The sequence below is a fragment of the Solimonas sp. K1W22B-7 genome (assembly GCF_003428335.1).
Lineage (GTDB): Bacteria > Pseudomonadota > Gammaproteobacteria > Nevskiales > Nevskiaceae > Solimonas_A.
Window position 1 is genome coordinate 1,591,742 of record NZ_CP031704.1, and the last position, 18,275, is coordinate 1,610,016.

The 18,275-nt window shown below is 62.9% G+C and carries 14 protein-coding genes and 1 pseudogene; 13 read left to right on the forward strand and 2 right to left on the reverse strand.

The genetic code is table 11. From position 1 onward, the window contains the following. Positions 1-2: 2 nt before the first annotated feature. A complete protein-coding gene (locus tag D0B54_RS07365) occupies positions 3-902 on the reverse strand; it encodes an alpha/beta hydrolase (protein ID WP_162932278.1) in 900 nt (299 codons plus the stop codon). A gap of 106 nt (positions 903-1,008) precedes the next feature. Here D0B54_RS07365 and D0B54_RS07370 point away from each other — a divergent pair, with 106 nt between their 5' ends. The 10 genes and pseudogenes from D0B54_RS07370 to D0B54_RS25165 all read left to right on the forward strand — a co-directional run. Further along, complete coding sequence (locus D0B54_RS07370; RefSeq protein WP_205527297.1) at positions 1,009-2,010, forward strand: AraC family transcriptional regulator; 1,002 nt, start codon at positions 1,009-1,011, stop codon at positions 2,008-2,010. 572 nt (positions 2,011-2,582) lie between these two features. Beyond that, positions 2,583-4,397, forward strand: coding sequence for an alpha/beta hydrolase (locus D0B54_RS07375; protein ID WP_117290634.1), 1,815 nt, complete (start codon positions 2,583-2,585; stop codon positions 4,395-4,397). Between the two features lie 339 nt (positions 4,398-4,736). After that, positions 4,737-5,693, forward strand: coding sequence for a ketopantoate reductase family protein (locus D0B54_RS07380; protein WP_162932279.1), 957 nt, complete (start codon positions 4,737-4,739; stop codon positions 5,691-5,693). A 14-nt stretch (positions 5,694-5,707) separates the two neighbouring features. Next, complete coding sequence (locus D0B54_RS07385; protein ID WP_162932280.1) at positions 5,708-6,607, forward strand: alpha/beta hydrolase; 900 nt, start codon at positions 5,708-5,710, stop codon at positions 6,605-6,607. Between the two features lie 42 nt (positions 6,608-6,649). Beyond that, the gene (locus tag D0B54_RS07390) at positions 6,650-7,537 is read left to right on the forward strand and encodes a M24 family metallopeptidase (RefSeq protein ID WP_117290638.1); all 888 of its coding nucleotides are present in this window, start codon (positions 6,650-6,652) and stop codon (positions 7,535-7,537) included. Then, positions 7,534-7,914 carry a hypothetical protein gene (locus tag D0B54_RS07395; RefSeq protein ID WP_117290640.1) on the forward strand — a complete coding sequence of 127 codons (381 nt, stop codon included), beginning with the start codon at positions 7,534-7,536 and terminating at the stop codon, positions 7,912-7,914. The genes D0B54_RS07390 and D0B54_RS07395 overlap by 4 nt, the downstream gene beginning before the upstream one ends. 44 nt (positions 7,915-7,958) lie before the next feature. Further along, positions 7,959-8,756: a CPBP family glutamic-type intramembrane protease gene (locus tag D0B54_RS07400; RefSeq protein WP_162932281.1), complete on the forward strand. Its 798-nt coding sequence runs from the start codon at positions 7,959-7,961 to the stop codon at positions 8,754-8,756. A gap of 18 nt (positions 8,757-8,774) precedes the next feature. Next, positions 8,775-9,584, forward strand: coding sequence for an SDR family NAD(P)-dependent oxidoreductase (locus D0B54_RS07405; RefSeq protein ID WP_117290644.1), 810 nt, complete (start codon positions 8,775-8,777; stop codon positions 9,582-9,584). Between the two features lie 226 nt (positions 9,585-9,810). Further along, positions 9,811-10,095, forward strand: coding sequence for a DUF1302 family protein (locus tag D0B54_RS07410; RefSeq protein ID WP_117290646.1), 285 nt, complete (start codon positions 9,811-9,813; stop codon positions 10,093-10,095). Continuing rightward, positions 10,083-10,223 (forward strand): annotated as a pseudogene (locus D0B54_RS25165) (helix-turn-helix domain-containing protein); the annotation flags it as partial. The gene D0B54_RS07410 and the pseudogene D0B54_RS25165, both read left to right, overlap by 13 nt. Before the next feature lie 115 nt (positions 10,224-10,338). Here the strand turns inward: D0B54_RS25165 and D0B54_RS07420 are convergent. After that, entirely contained in the window at positions 10,339-11,343 is a 1,005-nt protein-coding gene (locus D0B54_RS07420; protein WP_117290648.1) for a helix-turn-helix transcriptional regulator, read from the reverse strand. 376 nt (positions 11,344-11,719) lie between these two features. On the opposite strand from D0B54_RS07420, the gene D0B54_RS07425 reads away from it, so the two are divergent. The 3 genes from D0B54_RS07425 to D0B54_RS07435 all read left to right on the forward strand — a co-directional run bounded on the left by D0B54_RS07425 (position 11,720) and on the right by D0B54_RS07435 (position 18,274). Then, complete coding sequence (locus D0B54_RS07425; RefSeq protein WP_162932282.1) at positions 11,720-12,493, forward strand: AraC family transcriptional regulator; 774 nt, start codon at positions 11,720-11,722, stop codon at positions 12,491-12,493. A 370-nt stretch (positions 12,494-12,863) separates the two neighbouring features. Next, entirely contained in the window at positions 12,864-15,674 is a 2,811-nt protein-coding gene (locus D0B54_RS07430) for a hypothetical protein (RefSeq protein WP_117290652.1), read from the forward strand. 137 nt (positions 15,675-15,811) lie between these two features. Further along, positions 15,812-18,274 carry an efflux RND transporter permease subunit gene (locus D0B54_RS07435; RefSeq protein WP_117290654.1) on the forward strand — a complete coding sequence of 821 codons (2,463 nt, stop codon included), beginning with the start codon at positions 15,812-15,814 and terminating at the stop codon, positions 18,272-18,274. Position 18,275 lies beyond the last annotated feature (1 nt).

Here is an 18,275-nt window from a genome sequence, read left to right on the forward strand (position 1 = left end):
CGTTACAGCGATGCGCTGCGGTTCAGGTGGCCGCGCAGAAACGCTCCCAGGGTTTTCAGCGACTCCGCCCCTTCCTTGACGATGCCGGCCTGGACCTGGAAGTCATGCCACAGCCCCTCGAATTCACGCAGCTGCACGTCGACCCCGGCGACACGGGCGCGCTCCTTCAGGCTCAAGGAATCACTGAGCAGTATTTCCTCGCTGCCGACATGAATCAGCATGGGCGGCAAGCCTTTCAGGTCGGCATAGAGCGGCGAGCACAGCGGGTGATCAAGGGGCAGGTCCCCGGTGTAGGCCCGAGCCCATCGTGTGACTCCGTCCGGCGTCAACTGGGGATCGCGCTGCACGTGAGTCCAGTAGGTCTCGCCTCGGGAAGCAAGATCCACCCAAGGGGAGATCAAGGCGAGCGCCACCGGCATCGGCTCGCCGGCGTCGCGCAATGCAACAGCAGTGGCGAGCGCCAGTCCTCCACCTGCCGAATCGCCAGCGATCGCGATGTGACGCAGCCCCTGCTTCCGCAACCAGCGGTAAGCACTAAGCGCATCTTCCAGCGCCGCAGGATGAGGGTGTTCGGGCGCCAATCGATAGTCCGGGACGTGTACCGCAACGCCTGACGCCTTGGCGAAACGACCTGTCAGGGCACGGTAGGCCCGCGCTGACAAGATGTTGTAGCCGCCTCCATGCAGATAGAGAATGGCGAGGTCGGCGGCGGGATCGCCGACCGTCACACGCTCTGCAGGCACGCCATTCATGTTTTGCAGGTTTGCGCGCGCGCCTCGCTGACCGATCATCGCGACGCTGAGATAATGAGACCAGTGGCGCTGGAACCCTATGGAGAAGGTGGAGCCAAATACCGGCTTGAGCACGACACGCAATGTGCTGCGATAGATTTTCTTCAGCATGTCAGGCCCTGTCGCTCTTGAAGGTGTGAGCAACAGTGTCCGGATCGGGCGCCTGCCATCCTTGACACGGGCAGACAATGTTTTGACACTATCGGACATGTCTCTCATGGTGCGCGCCAGTGGCATACGGGCATACGCGGCGGTCATGCGCGGGCTCGGTGCCGACCCCGCGCCGTTCCTGCGGCGGCATCACATTGCGCCCAAGGCACTGGACGACGACGACGCACTGCTGGACCTGCGTGCCGTGGCGCAGCTGCTCGAAGCCAGCAGCGCGGACACCGGGTGTGGAGACCTCGGGCTGCGGATCGCCGAGAACCAGGATATCGGCATCCTCGGAAAGCTCGGCGTCATCATCCAGAGCGCGGCGACGGCCTCCGAGGCGTTCCAGATCGCCTCGCGATACATGTTCGTGCATAGCCAGGGGCTGGCGATGGCGATCAACCCGCACAGCGAGTCGATCAAGGGGGCGGTCGAAATCGTCTTCGAGATCCGGCCGCCGCAGCGGCAGAACATCGATCTTTCCCTCGGCTTGACCCATCGCTTCGCCAGAGCGCTGCTGGGCGTGCACTACGACCTGAAGCTCGTCACGCTCCCGCACACGCCGGTCGCGTCGCTGAGCCGTTACCGTCGGTTCTTCGGCGCGCCGGTCATCGCCAACCAGGAGCGCGCGGCCTTGCATATGCACGCAACTTCCCTGCGCGCCGAACTGCGGGGCGCGAATTCCGAGCTGCGACAGATCACGGAGGACTACCTGTCGCGGCACTTCCGCGTGCCCGGCGACGCCATCAGTACGCGGGTACGGCTCGCCCTGCGGCGCATGCTCGGCACGCCGCAGGCGACCATGGAAGGCATCGCGGCGATGCTCGCCATCCATCCACGCACCTTGCACCGCCGGCTCCAGGCAGAGGGCACCGGATTCGAGGACATCAAGGAATCCCTGCGCCAGGAGCTGGCGCTGCAATACCTGCGGGAGACCCAGGTTTCACTCGGCCAGGTTTCGGGGCTGCTCGGCTTCCCCGAGCAATCGGCGTTCACCCGATCAAGCCGGCGCTGGTTCGGCAAGACACCGTCGGCCATCCGGAAGGAATCCAGGTCCGGCCGGTTCTGATACCGCTCAAGCGCCGTCATGGTTCACTTGCAAACCGCCAAGGACTTGCCCACCGCCGCCAAACAAATTGAGCACCCGTGGCCAGCCAAACTGACCACCGCCGCCACAGCAGCTGCCCACCGTGCCAGGCAGCTGACCAGCGCCACCCGCTTGCTGACCAAGAGCGGCAGCCTGTTGTCGTGATGCTCCTGCACCAGTGTCAGGTGGTCCCGCAAGGCGAAGGCGCGGTAGGCGTCGTGGGCTCGGTCTGTGGATGCTGCTGGGCTCGGCGCTGTATTTCTTCTACGCCCGCCGTCGCAGCCATCTGGCGCGCGCGACCTGTCCGCAGGCGACTCCCTATCCGTCCGCTATTGCTCTGCCGCCGGCCTGGCCGATTCCATAGCATTCCCCCAACAAGCTGGCTGGCGCCCGGGACCCCCCTGCGCTGCAATGGAGGGGCGAGGCGCGTGCGGGCGGTTGCATCGACGCCGCCTGCGGCATCCCGCCGCATCCGGCCTGCTTGAACAGGAACGCGAACAAATCACCGCCGCGTCGCGGCGGCTGGCGGCGGCAGGACCGACCCGGATACATCGATGAACGCAGACTTCAAGCAGGCTTGTGCTCCGCTCGCGCTGGCGCTCGCTGTATTGCTGGCGGCCTGCGGCGACAGCAGCAAGCCAGGCGCGCTGCCCGGCGGCGGATCCGGCACCGTCATCGGCGCCGGCGAGCAGCTCAAGCCCGACGGCCAGGGCAGGCCCTGCCGGTCGGGTCTGGGGCGGACTTACGACGTCACCATCCCATCGCCGCTCGGCAACGGCGAAACCATCGCGGCGACCGTGTTCGAGCCGGCGCTGATGGATTGCAGCAAGAAATATCCGCTGGTGCTGGCCGCCGCCGGCTGGAGCAGTCCGCGCCAGACCTCGCTCGTTCCCACGGACCCGCAGACGATCGCCTTCCTTCCCTTTGCGCCCCTCGACGTGCTGGTGGCCGCCGGCTATGGCGTGCTCAGCGTGGACAATCGCGCCTTCGGCCAATCCGGCGGCAGGGCGCGCCTGCAGGATCCGGACTACGAAGGCGCCAACGTGGTACGCGCGGTCGATTGGGCGGAAGCGAATCTGGACTGGCTCGCCTACGGCCCCAGCGAGGATGGCAGCGATCCGCACAACCTCATGCTCGGTTCCATCGGCCCCTCTTACGGCGGCGCTTTCCAGCACATGCTGCTGGCAATCGATCCGAAGCAGCGCCTCGACGCGATCGTGCCTTCCGTCACCTGGCACGACCTGAGCTACAGCCTCGCCCAAGGCGGCGTATTGAAGGAGCAGTGGCTGCACGGATTGCACGACCAGGTCAAGGACACCCCCGAGAAGCTCGATCCCTTCCTGCTGCAGCTGATGGATCAGGCCTTCGCCGACAACCGGCCCGATCAGCAGGCATTGGACTTCCTGCGCTACCACGGCCTGGGCTATTTCTGCGGCGGCCGGCGCGTCGCGACCAACGGCGGTTCCGGCACCGCGCCGCGCCTGGCGCCACGCTATCCGCCGAAGGTCAACGCGCTCTACATCCAGTCCTCGCGCGACACCATTTTCAACCTCAACGAGGCGCTCGCCAACTACGAGTGCCTCAAGCCCAACGGCGGCGACGTGCGTATCTTCACCGACCAGATCGGCCACAACTCGACCGGCCTGCTGGTGCAGCTCGGGGTCCTCGCGTTCGCGTTTCCCCGGGACCCGGGAATCATCTACCAGCCCGATCCGACCTCCACCGGCGTCCTCTGCGGCGGCACGACGACGATCCAGGCGGTTCTGGCCTTTTTCAACGAGCACCTGAAAGGCATGGGCGGGCAGGCCGACCAGGTGCTCGGCACCCAGCCCATCTGCCTGAGCCTTACCGCGGTCGATTCGGTGAAAGTGGACGCGATCCAGCGTGGCGGCCGAGGCTTCGACATCGCCGCCGACGCACCCGGAAACACCGTCACCGTCGGCCAGGACAATAGCCAGACCACCACGGTGCCGCTGCTGACGGTGAGCGATGTGAGCAACGTGCTCGCCGGCATCCCCACGCTGGACGTGACGCTGACCGATCCCGACAACCCGTCCGCCCGCGGCGGCGACACCATCATCTACGTCGGCATCGGCCAGAAGCACCTGCTCGGCCTGACGCCCTGGGATCTGGTCGACAACCAGCTCACGCCGCTGCGCGGCCTGGGCCATCACCGGGTCGAGATGAGCGGCGTGCTGGAGCGCGCCCAGGTCGGAGACCAGCTCGGCCTGATGATCTTCGGCGCCAACGACAACCAGTATCCGACCGCTGGTTTGACCGTCGTGCCGCCGCACGCCGTGCGCGTGCGGGTCCAGGGGACGGTGCAGCTGCCGCTGCTCGGCAACCTGCTGCCGGCGCTGACGCCTTGAATGGAGGAGCGCATGGCGATGCTGGTGGCATCCCTACGGGTGCAGGACGAGGCGACGCTGGCGCAGATGGAGGCGGACAGGCGCTATCCAGCCCTTCCCATTTTGCTTTTCTTACAGAGCGGCGGTGATCGATGGAGCAGCGGGCAGTCTGATTGCCAGCCCTGGTCAGCTTAGTTGCCGTTGCTGGTCAGCGAGCGCTCGCAGGGCGGCCGGAAATGCCCTGATACCGCTGGTGTACAGGACGAAGGTCGCTGTCCGTCAGTGTCAAAAATTTGTCTGATGGTGTCAATTTCAGGGCGTGGGCAGTCGGGATACTGCTTCCGTTCTGGAGGACACCCGATGAAAAGAATCCTTGTTGTTGGCGCCGGCGCCGTCGGCGCCGTTTATGGCTGGCACCTGCATCGCGCGGGGCACGAGGTGCATTTCTTCGTCAAGCCGAAGTACCGCGACTCGGTGTCCGCGGGACTCACGCTGCACCGCCTGCGCTACCGCGCCACGCAGCGCGAAGACTGGAGCGGGGTGCGCGTCGTGACCGATCCGGCCGCCGTTGCGCGCGGGCACTGGGATCAGGTGTGGCTCACCCTGTCCTCGGATGCGCTGCGTGGCGAACTGGCGGCACAGCTGCTCGCGGCGATCGGCACGGCAACCGTCGTCTGCCTGCAGCCGGACCTTGAGGACGCCGACTATGTGCGCACGCGTGTCCGCGCACCGGAACAGGTGGTCCACGGCCTCATCACGCTCATCAGCTACCAGTCGCCGCTGCCGGGGAAGGCGGGACCTTCGGGCATCGCCTACTTCCTGCCGCCGTTCACGCCGACGCCGCTGTCCGGAACGCCGGAGCGGGTGAGCGGCGCGGTCGACGCACTGAGAGCCGGCGGCATGGCCGCGCGTGCCGTGCCGGACGTGGCGCCCGGGACAGCGGCCGCGACTGCGCTCATGCAGCCGATGATTGCCGCGCTGGAAGTCGGCCACTGGCGCTTGTCCGCCTTGCCGGGCAGCGAACCCCTGCGCATGGGCCTGCGTGCGGTGCGCGAAGCACTGGCGATCGCGCGGAAGACCGCGGGAGCGCGGACGGCGGGGTTCCTGCCGTTACTCCGGCCCTGGACATGGCGGCTGCTCCTGCCGCTCGCGGCGCGCCTGCTGCCGCTGCCGCTGGAGTCCTATCTGCACTACCACTTCTCCAAGGTCGGCGCGCAGACGCGACTGATGCTGGAAACCTACATCCGCCTCGGCCGGACGCATGGCCTCGAGACGCAGTCCTTGCAGAAGCTGCGGCAAGCCCTGCCATCCCTCTGATCCGGATACCTGAAATGCTGAAGTCATTCCTGGGCGGCGCCGTGCGCGTCGGCATCAAACCGGTCCTGCGCCCGAACTTCTCCGTCGGATTCCAGCGCCGCTGGGTCAACGGACTGACGTCCATGCTGCCTGGGCCGCGGGGGACGCAGGTCCGCCGGCAGACCATGGCCGGCCTGCCGGCGGAGTGCGTGAGCGTCGGCGAGCCCGCAGCCGGCCACGCGATCCTGTATCTGCACGGAGGGGGTTACAACATCGGATCGGCGCGGGGCTACCGTGTCATCACCGGGCGCATCGCGCGAGCGGCACAGGTCTCTGCCCACACACCGGACTACAGGCTGGCCCCCGAGCATCCTCATCCCGCGGCGCTGGATGACGCGGTCGCTGCCTATCGGTGGCTGAGGGAACAGGGCGTGCGCAGCATCGCGCTGGCGGGCGACTCGGCCGGCGGCGGGCTCGTTCTTGCCACCGCACTGGCCCTGCGCGATGCCGGCGATCCGATGCCGGCCGCGCTGGCCCTGATTTCCCCATGGACGGATCTCGCCGCCCAGGGCGAGACCATGAAGACCCACGCAGCGCGTGATCCGTCGCAGTCCCCGGCCGGTCTCGCCAGGTGGGCACGAAACTATACGAACGGCCTGCCCCTCGAGCATCCGCTGTGCTCTCCGCTCTACGCCGACCTGAAAGGGCTGCCGCCGATCCTGGTCCATGTCGGAAGCGAGGAGGTTGTCCTCAGCGATTCCTTGCGGCTGCGGGATCGCGCGGTCGCTGCCGGCGTGGACATCCAGGTACGCGAGTTCGAAGGTCTCTGGCACGACTTCCAGCTGCACGCCGGCATGCTCGCGGAAGCCGATGAGTCGCTCGCGGAACTCGGGCAGTTCCTGCGCCGGCACCTGAACGGCCACGTGCTGGTGTAGCGCAGGCCACTCCTCCTCATCGCCAAGCGAGAACACTCCATCATGTCTGTCGAATCGGGAATGCGTCCTGGCCTCTATGCGGGGCATCGATTTCTGGGCTGGCTGTCCGGCGTCAACGCGAGCGCTGCCGAGCGGCCCCGGCCCGTGGACGTCGAAGGGTTTCGCGCAGCCCAGCGCCTGGCCTATGACTGCGTCGTCGCGGTCGGCAAGGAAATGCAGGAGGGCGACTCGGAACTGGAGGTCACTGAACGTCTGCAAGCCTGGCTCGATGCGCATGGAGCGCCGAACTTCCTGCATCGTCCGTTCGCCTGGTTCGGCGAGCACAGCCGCTTCTCCGGCTACGACAGCTTCCACGACTTCCATCCCGGCGACCGCAGGCTGAAGGCAACGGACATCGCGATCCTGGACGTGTCGCCCATCGTCAACGGATACATCGGTGACGTCGGCTATACCCTGAGCCTGTCGGCCTCGCCAGCGCTGCGCAAGGCACAGCGCCTCCTGCGAGAGCTGCGCGAGGAAATACCCGGTTTGTTCATGTCCAGCCGCAGCACCGCGCAGATCTGGCAGGCGGTCGATCGCCGGATCGCCGATGCCGGATACACGAATTGTCACGCCCTGTACCCGCTCAGCGTGCTCGGCCACCGCGTCTACCACGTGACCGAGTCGAAGGACAGCGGCCTGCGACTGCCGCTGCGCAGGTTCGGGGTGAACTGGTTCAGCGCCACCGCCCAGCGTGCCTTCCTCTCGCACGGCCTCTTCAAGGAAGTGCTCAATCCCGATCATCGCGGCAGCAAGCTCGGGCTATGGGCCATCGAGCCGCACGTGGGAGGAGCGGGCTTCGGTGCGAAGTTCGAGGAAATCCTGGTGGTGGAGGATGGCCGCGCCTACTGGCTCGATGACGAAGTTCCGCACCTGAGAAATATCGCATGACGACCTGGCTGAAGTTTGTCGCTGTTTCCATGTTCCTCGGCGTCCTCGTGGAAATCCTGGCGCGCGCGCTGCGTCTGTGGGTCTACACGCCGCCGCGCATGGTGGCAGTCAACGTCCTGGTCACCGTCGGGCTGCTGTTCGGCACGCTCGCCTGGCTGACCCAGGGCAGCGCCCTGCCGGTCCAGTTCCTGTGCGGCGCGATCATCGGCATCGCCTATGAGGCGCTGAATTTCGCCGGGCTGAACGCCTGGACCTTCCCCGGCAACAGGCTCGGGCCCCTGAAAGGCCGGACGGCCTTGACGATCGGAGTGGGCATGGCCTGGGGCCTGTATCCTGTGCTGGCCACGCTGCTGGTCCGCTTCCTGGCGCGACCGTGATCCCGATCCGCCCTTCCCAACTCAGGTCGCCCACGGTCCGCACCGTGGCGAGCCTGATCTGGAACGCCTTTGCCGGGCCCCTCCGCGATCCGAAAGGGCTGCTCCTGGGCAGCGCGATCGTTGCCCTCATGCTCTGGGGCTATCACGGCAATCTCGAACTGCTGGGGATGCTGTGGGACGGGTGGGCCGGACCGGGCAGCGACCCATCGGCACGCGCGAGGATCATCCCGGGGATTGCCTGGGATCAGGAGTGGCTGAGTTTCTGGGCAGGCGCCCTGCTGGTCGTCGGAATCCCCGCGATCATGATCCGATACGTGTTCAAGTTGCCGCTGCGCGAGTTCGGGCTCGGCCTGCCGCCGCGCGGCCTCCGCAGGCTCGCATTGATGACGGCGGCCGTACTTTTCGTCGCCTCTTTCGGCGCGTTCTACCAGTATGGCAACGACCCGGCCATGGCCTCGACGTATCCGTTCTTCCGCGACTTCGATGGAGTCGGCCAGTTCGTGGTCTACGAGCTGGGGTACCTGCCGTTCTTCCTGGCGATCGAGTTCATCTTCCGCGGCTACCTGCTCTTCGGCCTGTACCTGCTGCCGACTGGCCAGGCCCCCGCGGGCAATGCCGGCGGGATGGGGCAGCGCTATCCCCTCGACTGGCGGATCCTGGTCCCGATGCTCGCCTACACGGCCTGGCACCTCGGCAAGCCGCTGCCGGAGCTGTGGGGTACGCTGTTCTGGGGCCCGGCCGCCAGTGCGATCGTGCTCGCGACGCGCTCGATCTGGCCGGTCGTCATCGTCCACTGGCTGCTCAACGTGTGGATGGACCTCGTCATCTGGCAACAGTGGTAGGAACCCATCGGAAACTTCATGAACGCATCCATTCGTCCTTCTCACAAACCCGGTCGCACGCTGATCACCGGAGCCTCCTCGGGCATCGGCGCCGAGTTCGCCCGGACCTTCGCCCGGCATGGGCACAGCCTGATCCTGGTCGCACGTCGTGCCGACAAGCTCGAAGCCCTGGCGCAAGGACTGCGGCAGCAGTACGGGATCGCGGTCGAAGTCATCCCGCAGGACCTCGGCCAGGCCGGGGCCGCCGAGCAGCTGCATCGGGAGGTCACGCAGCGCGGACTGGCGGTCGATATCCTGGTCAACAACGCGGGCCTGCTTTTCCGTGGCACATTCCCGGAAACCAGGCTGGCGGAGCAGCAGGCCCTGCTCCAGCTCAATATCACCGTGCTGACGGAACTGACGCATCTCTTCCTGCCGGCCATGGTCGAGCGCGGCCACGGCCGTGTCCTCAACCTTGCGTCCAGCGCGGCGTTCCAGCCGCTGCCATGGACCGCCACCTATGCGGCGAGCAAGGCCTACGTGCTGTCGTTCTCCGAAGCGCTGTCCATCGAGCTGAAGCACCGCGGCGTGTCGGTCACCGCCCTGTGTCCGGGCTTCACGGAAACCGACATGATCGCCCAGCAGGGAGCCAAGACCTTCAAGATCCCCGGAGTCAGGAACCTGACTCCAGCGAAGGTTGCGGAGCAGGGCTACGCGGCCTGCATGGCAGGCACGCCGGTGTACATCAATGGCGCCGTCAATCGCGCGCTGGTCCTGATGGGTCAGCACCTGCCGCGCTGGTTGCAGCGCCTTTCGGCCGAGTGGTTCGCCAGGGCGGCCATGCGCTGACGGCGAGTTGGAGCCTTCTGCCTGTTTCATCGCGCAGAGCCGCGACGCAAGTATGAAAACAGGGCCGAACAACGCCCTTCTTAGACGAGGGAAACAAGCTGTGCAGAACATACGCCACGGCCGCCAGCGTCTGGGCTTGGTGTTGGCGATGGGGGTGTTAGCATATGCTGGCTGTGCTTCCGCACCTTATTTTAGCCTGCCGTGAGGTGAGGAGGTAGTCAATGGCGTGCTCAATACCACCATCACCATCACCATCACCTTCGGCGCGGCTGTGCGTACCCAGACGCGTAGTCAGGATTTGGTGGGAAATGCCAACCTCGATGCCAATGTCTGCGGCCTCTCACCGGATGGCATGATTCTGTACCAGGCCAGCAAAGGGTTGTTCCGCACGCAGACTTTCCCGGCCGAGCATCTCGTCAATGCACCGGGACAGTTCACGCTCAACGCGGACGACGGCAATCCCAGCTACGACAAGGGAGGGCTTGCCGTCGTCCGCGAAGGTGCGAGCTGAACCTGGTGCGCCACGAACTGGCCGCCTCCTACTTGCGCGATCCACGCCTACAAATCGTTGAAATTTCCCTGCTGCTCGGATACTCGGAGCACAGTGCGTTCACGCGGGCATTCCGCGAATGGACGGGGGTAAACTCCTATCGAGGCGCGGCTGCGGCTGCAGGCAGCATCCAGAGATGCGAGTGCATAGCTGCTGTTCCGATAGTTTGGATGCTGCTGGAACATTGGCACCACAGGCACAAGTCTATGCCGAAGATGGCCCGAACTTCTTCCGGTAAGCACTGGGGGACACGCCTTCTTGCTTGGTAAAGGCACGGGTGAAGGTTGTCCGGTCGGCAAAGCCTAGCTTCTCCGAGATCGACGAAATATCAAGGGCAAGATCACGCAGCATCCGCTTGGCTGACCGGAACCGTATCTCAGTGTGAATCTCACGGAATGAGGTGCCTTCTTCCGATAGCTTCCGCTGCATAGCGCGGACACTCATTTCGAGTTGCGCGCAAACCTGCTCCCCTGTCATTTGAGGATTCTGGTCGAGCAGCGACTCGATGGCGGCTCTGAGCGGGCTTCCACTCGCGCAAAGCTGCAGCCTGCGGTCGAAGATCATGCGTGACTGAGCCTGCACCGCGGAGGAGGCCACCGGTGACTTCATGTCGAGAAAACGTGAGGAGAACCTCAGGGCGTTGACGTCGGCACCGAATACCGGGGATGTATAGAAATACTTCCGGTAGTTGGAGACCGATGTCTGGGGGCTGTGGCTGAGGGAAATGCCGAAATCCACGGGCTGGGAAACCACGCCTTGGATCGTTCGCATCAAGACCAAGATCACCATCTCGATGACTCCCGGCGCTTCGATCCGCGAACCGAGTCGATGCAGGTCGACTTCGATCTGCATATGGGAGTCCGTCAGCTGATGGTCCAGATGCAGCTCCGGCATGATGATTCGCGGGAACTCCTTCAGGAGCGGGATGGCGTCCCGCAGGGATCGGGCCGAAATCAGCATGGAGTTAATTTCGGGGGCTGCCTCGTAGACGCAGGCCGAGCCGATCACCATCGGAAAATAATCACGGCTTGAAAGCTGGTGGGCGAAATCGTAAATGCGGGCGAGGGTGTGCATCTCGATGCGCATCCGGTGTTCGGATACGACATATCCCTCCGGCGACACGCGCCTCAAGAGCTCCTCGAGGTTGAAGCCACACGCGAGGCCGGCTCGTGACAAGATCGAGAACCCTTCAACGTCGATGCGCAGCAAGATGAAACCCCCTGATTATCCCAACCTGCGGAAGCCTACGGGAAGCCTGATCGGCGACTCAAGAAGCGGCGGAAAATGCAACGCTATGGCGCGTATTGCAATAAGGTTGACCTAGTCTGGGGGAAATCTACTGCCCTTCCCGCGGTTTTTGAAGCCTGAATGGGGCGACACGGGTGTCGTCAGGTGCAACGCCATGGCGTGATTTGCAATAGAGATGGCCTGTTGCCGGCATCACACTGCCACCAGAGGAATCGAATGTCACTGCCGTGGGCGCTTGATCCGGGAAATCCGGAACGAGCGCGAGGGCCTTAGCCCCATCCCTTGGCCAACGAAAAACGACATCGTCCTCTTCGAGCTGGCAGGATGGAGGAGAGCGGTGAACTCGTATGCAACCCTATGGGGAGATCGCATCATATGGATCTCGCCCAAGATGTCGTCTGGCCCGAGTGCCAGGCCCACAGTCACGATTCTCGTCGGTCTGAGAGGCACCCTTTCTGTCAGGCTTTCTCGTGACCTTGTCGTCAACGGAAGGATTCTGCTGCTTGCCCCAGACACAGTTCGATCGCTCGACGCTCCCCATGGTTGCTACAGCCTGAACCTGGACCCGATCCATCGGTTTTGTCGACGAATCCGCGCCGATGTTCTGCAGAGCAGTCCCGTCGTCGATCTCTCCAGTTCAGTGTCGCCCAGCTTGCTGGATATCATCAGCAGTCCCGTCGAGGCTCCTCTGGACTGCGAGAGGAACTATCGACAATCAGAACTCCTTCTCAACACCCTGTTTCCAGACGCCTTCGGCGTAGCCCCGATCGATCCCCGCATCGATATGGTGGCGACCTGGCTGCGTACTCATACGCCAAGGCAGATTGATGCCTCGTTCCTCGGAAAGCTCGGCGGTTTCTCGGCAGGGCGTCTGACGCATGTCTTTACCAGGGACCTAGGGTTATCCCCGAGGCGCTACCTGCTCTGGGTAAAAATGAGATTGGCACTCGAGCTTCTCTCCCAGGACAGGTCTCTCACCGATGTCGCTTACACGATCGGGTTCTCGAACCCGTCGCACATGAGCCGCGTATTCAAATCCTACTTCGCGCTGAAGCCTTCGTTCCTTTCGAACGGCGACCTGGTGCAACTGCATAACTGCGCGACCCAGTAAGCATAGGACAAAAAAGAGAGTCGGCCATCGCCGCGGGAGCAACGTGGCCGACAAAGCCTCAGCTTCGAAATGACCGGACCGCGGAGGAGCAATCCGGCCTGCCAACTATCGATGCATTCGACGTGCGCAACCATGGCCGTGCGTGCCAACTTGCGTGGACACCGAAAATTGTTGCGCGTGCAGGGGAACCATTCGTCGGAATTAATCCAGGTAACTCCATGGCCGGTGACAAGTACATACAAGTCCATCAGGTACGTGAAAGAACTCCAGAAGTCGCAGACGTAGGATCAACGTGTACAGCTACCGGACGATGCCTGCACATGGCCGAGCGTCTGGGGATTGCGCGAAATAATGAGGAGAGGATTTAGACATGAACATGGCGCGCGTTATTGCGCTGCTTTTCTTGCTGACTTCAGCAACGGGATGCGGCATGTACAAGGGATCATCCGAGGTAGAAGGCTCGGCTGGTGTCCCCTCCAGCAGTGCAACCAGTTTTTCGTCGGACGAGGCGTTCTTCAACGCCCGTGTTAAGCCCAATATTCCGTTCTGCCGGACCTGCCACGTGCCGGGTGGCGTGGCAGACGTCGACAAGGGCCGCCTCTTTATGCTGTCGGGCAATCCGGCAGAGGACTACGCCAAGTTCAAGTCGTCATGGACTGCGCTGGGCAAGGGCGTGGAAACCAATCGCATCCTGACCAAGCCCTCCGGACAGGATCCGGAGCCGCATTCCGGAGGAAGTCCGTGGCTCCCCACGAGCCAGCAGTACAAGGATGTGAAGATCCTCCTAACCTGCTGGAACAGCCCCGCCGAATGCGCCGCCTTGCTGGCCAACGTGGGTGGCGGAGTCATCCAGGAAACCTTCCCGCTGCTGGGCAACCCCGGTAAGCATTTCTTCGTCAACACGCTGTGCGACGGCAAGCCGGACAGCACGCCGATCAACTGGCGTGCGAACGATCCCCGCTTTCTGCTGACGCAGGATGCAGGGTTGATCGATAGCGAAGAGTACGCCGTTCACTTCAATGATCCGTTCGAGGAATGCCGTACGGAAGCCCTTTTTGCGAATCAGAAGCGTCAGAACGAGTTGCGAGTCGCGAAGGGTCAGAAGGCAATATACGGTGCCAAGGACTACGCCAAGACTTGCGGAGAATTCCGCGAGCGCGTCCGTAAAGGCGGGGACTGGGTCTCGATGACTCCCACCGATACAAAGCCCGACGGGTCGCATGCTTCTGGAAATTTCAACAATAGAAATAATTCCTGGAAGGATTGGGGTCTTTCCGAGCGTCCGGATAATTTTGATGAGCAGTGGGTGGAGCGCTTTGGTGGCGCGCTGGCCCCGGACCCGGTCTTCAACAAGAAGGGTGAGCTGATTGCGGGTGTATACAACCCCTATCCGATGCCGGGCGAAGAGGAGTTCCTGGGTAAGCCTTACACCGTTCCAAACGATGGAAAGTTTCACGTTCCTGGCCCTGGAACGTTTATCAAGAACTTCGGGGGCACTGGCCGACTGCAGCTCGGAACGGCTCAGGCCAAGAATGTCGATGGAAGCTTCAACGGTGGCTCGGGTGGAACCTGCTTTGGGTGCCATGCAGGTCGTATCGGTCAAGGAGAAGTGACCGGTCGCGACGGTCTTGGAAATCAGACAAAAGATCGTTTCGGAAAAAATCCGTACGGTGGATTCATGGGTCTTCCCAATACCAATATGGATACTGCTGGAAGCGCCGATCTGGGCCCTATCGCTGTGGGTGCTTTGGGCGCAACGCGCGGAACATTCAACGCCGACATCCCCGTGGAGATCATGGTAGGAATTCGAGATTTCGATTCTCTCGATGCGCACAAGGTACTGGTGATCCCGAATCACTCCAGCTTCGGCGACCAGCGTCCGCCCTCTTGGTGGTGGCTGCACAACAAGACCCGCTACCTGTGGTTCGGAGGTCATTCGACCGATTCGTCGCGCGGCAACATGTACTTCGGCAGTATCAACGGACTGAGCGGCGATGAGTTGAAGGAGAACGAGGGCGTCTACTTCGAGGACGTGCACGACTGGACGCTGTCGACTGAAGCTCCCGACTATCCGCAGGGCTATTGCTCCGGCGCGGACGGCTCGGCGAAGCCGGGTGACAAGACGGGCTGCATTGATCGCAAGCTGGCCGAGTCGGGAGCGATCCTGTTCCACGAGAAGAACCTGTGGGCGGGCGATGGGAACTCCGACATTCCGCGCCCGAAGGGTAACGGCTCCTGCGCAAGCTGCCACGGCGCCTACTCTCCGCGGTATGCCAACGACAAGCGATTCCTACCTGATCCGCGCCTTGTCGGCATGACCGGCTACACCGTTCCCCTGGAGATCATCAATACCGATTCTGCGCAAACCGAGGGATGGATTGCGCCGTTCCGCACCCATATCTCTACTTTCTGGTGGGCCTATCCGGATGCCGTCGAGGGCTATGTTGCGCCTGAGGAGAAGAATCTCCTGCAGGAGATCGTGGATGACTACGCCCTGACGGATGGGCTGACCGGTGAAAACATTGCGGACTATATCAATCGCAATCTGAACAACATGGGCCTCCTGCAGCCTGTGGGGAATCTGGTGTCCACCATCCTCAGCGGTGTGCTCGGCCCTGTTCCGTCGATCCCTCTGGGGCAGATTGCGGGCAGAAAGAAGGGCGCGTGCTCCTTCGAAGAGAAGACCATTGGCTATCACACGCCTCCGCTCCATGGTGTCTGGGCCAATTCGCCGTACTTCCACAACGGATCGGTCCCCACTATTTGGGAGGTGCTCAAGCCATCCGATCGCCGTCCCATCTGGCGGCGCCAGCGGACGACAACCGACGTTGCTTTCAACGGCTTCGAGTGGCGCCTGGACAGGGGCTACGACTTCAAGGACATCGGTTGGAAGGCTGAAGCTCTCAACTGCGGCGACACGCCTCCGGGCGTGCCCATGATCCTTTGCGCGATCGACACGGACCTTCGCCCGGAGCTGACCTGGCTGACGGACTTGGTGCAGGGTGAGCTTAGCTGGCTCACCTATACCGGCACGATTGTTCCTGGCGGAGATTCGGGTCGTGAAGATCGCATGATCTTCAACACCAACAAGTACGCCAAAAAGAATCGCGGTCACGAGTGGACCAAGGTGCTGACTGACGAAGAGCGCCGCGCGGTCATCGAGTACCTGAAGACCCTGTAGTCGCGACGAGCAATCCCGCAAGGCGGCGGGGAGCCCGGCATCCGGGCCCCCCGCTTCCGGGAATCGCATGGCATCAGGCCATGCAAACACCCTACTAGAACGTTTCCGCCCGCATGCACGGGCGGAGTGAGGAGATCATGAGCAGTCATCTTGAGCAGGAACAGGGTCGTCCGATTACCGACACCCTGCGCTTCAGAATCGCCCGATGGGTCATCGAGCACCGGCTGCTCATGGCTTGGCTGTTCGCCTTGGTGACCCTGGGCTTCGCGGCCGGCCTGCCCGGCCTGACCATCAAGACCATCTTCTCCGACCTGCTGCCCTCGGACGACCCGTTTGTGCAGGTCTTCAAGGACCACCCGAACTTCGGCAATCCGCTCACCGTAACAGTGATGATCAAGCACAAGAACGGGGATATATACAACGCGGAGACCCTGAACAAGGTCTGGGCATTTACTCGCGACATTGACCTCATCGCGGGCATCGACCACAACACCCTGATCTCGATCGCGACCGAGAAGGCGCGTTATGCCGAGGCTACGCCTTACGGCGTGGATCTGCGGCCGATCATGGAAGACTCGGTCCCCAAGGATGCCGACGCTATCAAGGACTTCCGACGTCGGGTCGAGCAAAGCCCCAACGTCCGCACCTTTTACGTCTCAGGCGACGAGTCCGCCACGCTGATCACCGCAGCTTTCCTCGAGCACCTGCTGGACTACGACGTGGTGTTCAAGGAGGTTCAGGGCCTGTCTGAGAAGTACCGGGACGCCGACCATGAGATTTATGTCGTCGGCCAGCCCATCCTGACGGGCTGGGTCTACAAGCTGCAGAAGCAGACCTACTTGATTTTCGGGATCACCCTGGTGGCCCTGGTGGTGATGCTGGCCCTCTACATGAGGAACATCGCCGGCACGGTCACGCCGATCATCTGCAGCCTGATGGCGGGTGTCTGGGGCTTCGGCTTCGTGGGTTGGCTAAAGCTGCCGGTCGAGCCCCTGCTGATGGTTGTGCCACTGCTGCTCATCGCCAGATCGTTCTCCCACTGCATCCAGTTCGCGGAACGTTACTACGAGGTCTACAAGCACATCGGCGACAAGAAGAAGGCTGCCGAGATCTCGATGGCTGTCATGATGGTGCCTTCGATTCTGGGCATCTGGACTGACGTCTTCGGCATCCTGGCGATCATGATCGCCCCGATCCCGGCGATGGAACGCTTTGCCCTGTTCTGCGGGTTCTGGGCCTTCTGCATCATCCCGACGGGCGTCTTCCTGATCGCTGTGGTTCTGTCGTATCTGCCCACACCGAAAAACATCGACCAGATCACGGCGCAGGACAGGAAGGGCTTCCATGCATTCCTGAAGCGGGTACTCGGCAAGACCGCCATGCTGACCTATGGTCGTCCGGCCAAGCTCACCACCCTGGTTGTGGTGGTGATATCGATCGTGGCGGTCTACCTGTCCATGCAGATCAAGATCGGCAATCCGGTCGAGGGGTCCAATCTTCTGTGGGAAGACTCGGACTTCAACACGGCGATCCGTGCCATCAATCGACACTTCCCGGGTGTAAATACACTGGAGCTGATCATCGAGGCCAAAGCCCGCGACATCAGCACGCGCGTCGCACGCACTCCGGAAGTGGTGAATGCATCCCTGGCCCTGCAGGCCATGGTGGAGTCGGACCCAGACATGCCGCCCCGAGCGACGCTGTCGTTTGCCGACTACATGATGGAGGGCAATCGCCTCTTCTCGGGCGGTGATCCGAAATGGTATCCGCTGGACCCGACGAAGTCGGCTGTCGGCGCGGCGGGCAATGCCGTGACCTTCGGTACCAATCCTGTGAACTTCTCCCACATCACGGACTTCGAGTTCCAGAACTCGACGGTGTCCCTGTGGTATCCGGACAACAAGCAGGAAACCGTGGATGCAGCCTTGGCCAGCGCCAGGAAGGCTGTGGCGGCACTGGGCACCGAGCATGAGGGATTCCGCATCCGCATGGCGTCCGGAACCATTGCCCTGCAGCAGGCGATGAACTTGGTGGTTGAACGCTACCACTGGGTCATCCTGGGCGTGCTCAACCTGGTGATCTACATCATCTGCTACATCGCGTACCGCTCCTTCATGGCGGCGTTCCTGCTACTGATCCCGGTAAACCTGTCCAATTTCCTGCAGCTGTCGATCATGCACATCCTCGGGATCGGCCTGGACATCAACTCGGTGATGGTGGCGGTCCTGGGCGTGGGTGTCGGAATCGACTACGGCATCTACCTGCTGTCGCGCATCTGCGAGGAATTCGGAGCGCACGAGGGGGATTGGGGCCAGGCGATCGTCGCTTCGCTGACCACCACCGGCAAGGCCATCCTCTTCACGGCCCTGATCATGCTGATCGGCATCCTGCCCTGGTACCTGCTGTCCGACCTCAAGTTCATGGCCGACATGGGCCTGCTCCTGGTCGCAATCATGATGATCAACATGGTCCTGGCCCTGATCGTCCTGCCCTTGCTGGTCTGGGTCGTCAAGCCGAGTTTCGTTGGCCGAGAGGACCTCATGGTTGGCGAGAACATTGATCTGTCGATCTTCAAGACCGATAGCCCGCAGCCCGTCTGAA

Bases quoted from the DNA above. Each gene is read 5' to 3' on its own strand.
- D0B54_RS07365 (WP_162932278.1), bottom strand. From the start codon at position 902: ATGCTGAAGAAAATCTATCGCAGCACATTGCGTGTCGTGCTCAAGCCG.
- D0B54_RS07370 (WP_205527297.1), top strand. From the start codon at position 1,009: ATGGTGCGCGCCAGTGGCATACGGGCATACGCGGCGGTCATGCGCGGG.
- D0B54_RS07375 (WP_117290634.1), top strand. From the start codon at position 2,583: ATGAACGCAGACTTCAAGCAGGCTTGTGCTCCGCTCGCGCTGGCGCTC.
- D0B54_RS07380 (WP_162932279.1), top strand. From the start codon at position 4,737: ATGAAAAGAATCCTTGTTGTTGGCGCCGGCGCCGTCGGCGCCGTTTAT.
- D0B54_RS07385 (WP_162932280.1), top strand. From the start codon at position 5,708: ATGCTGAAGTCATTCCTGGGCGGCGCCGTGCGCGTCGGCATCAAACCG.
- D0B54_RS07390 (WP_117290638.1), top strand. From the start codon at position 6,650: ATGTCTGTCGAATCGGGAATGCGTCCTGGCCTCTATGCGGGGCATCGA.
- D0B54_RS07395 (WP_117290640.1), top strand. From the start codon at position 7,534: ATGACGACCTGGCTGAAGTTTGTCGCTGTTTCCATGTTCCTCGGCGTC.
- D0B54_RS07405 (WP_117290644.1), top strand. From the start codon at position 8,775: ATGAACGCATCCATTCGTCCTTCTCACAAACCCGGTCGCACGCTGATC.
- D0B54_RS07430 (WP_117290652.1), top strand. From the start codon at position 12,864: ATGAACATGGCGCGCGTTATTGCGCTGCTTTTCTTGCTGACTTCAGCA.
- D0B54_RS07435 (WP_117290654.1), top strand. From the start codon at position 15,812: ATGAGCAGTCATCTTGAGCAGGAACAGGGTCGTCCGATTACCGACACC.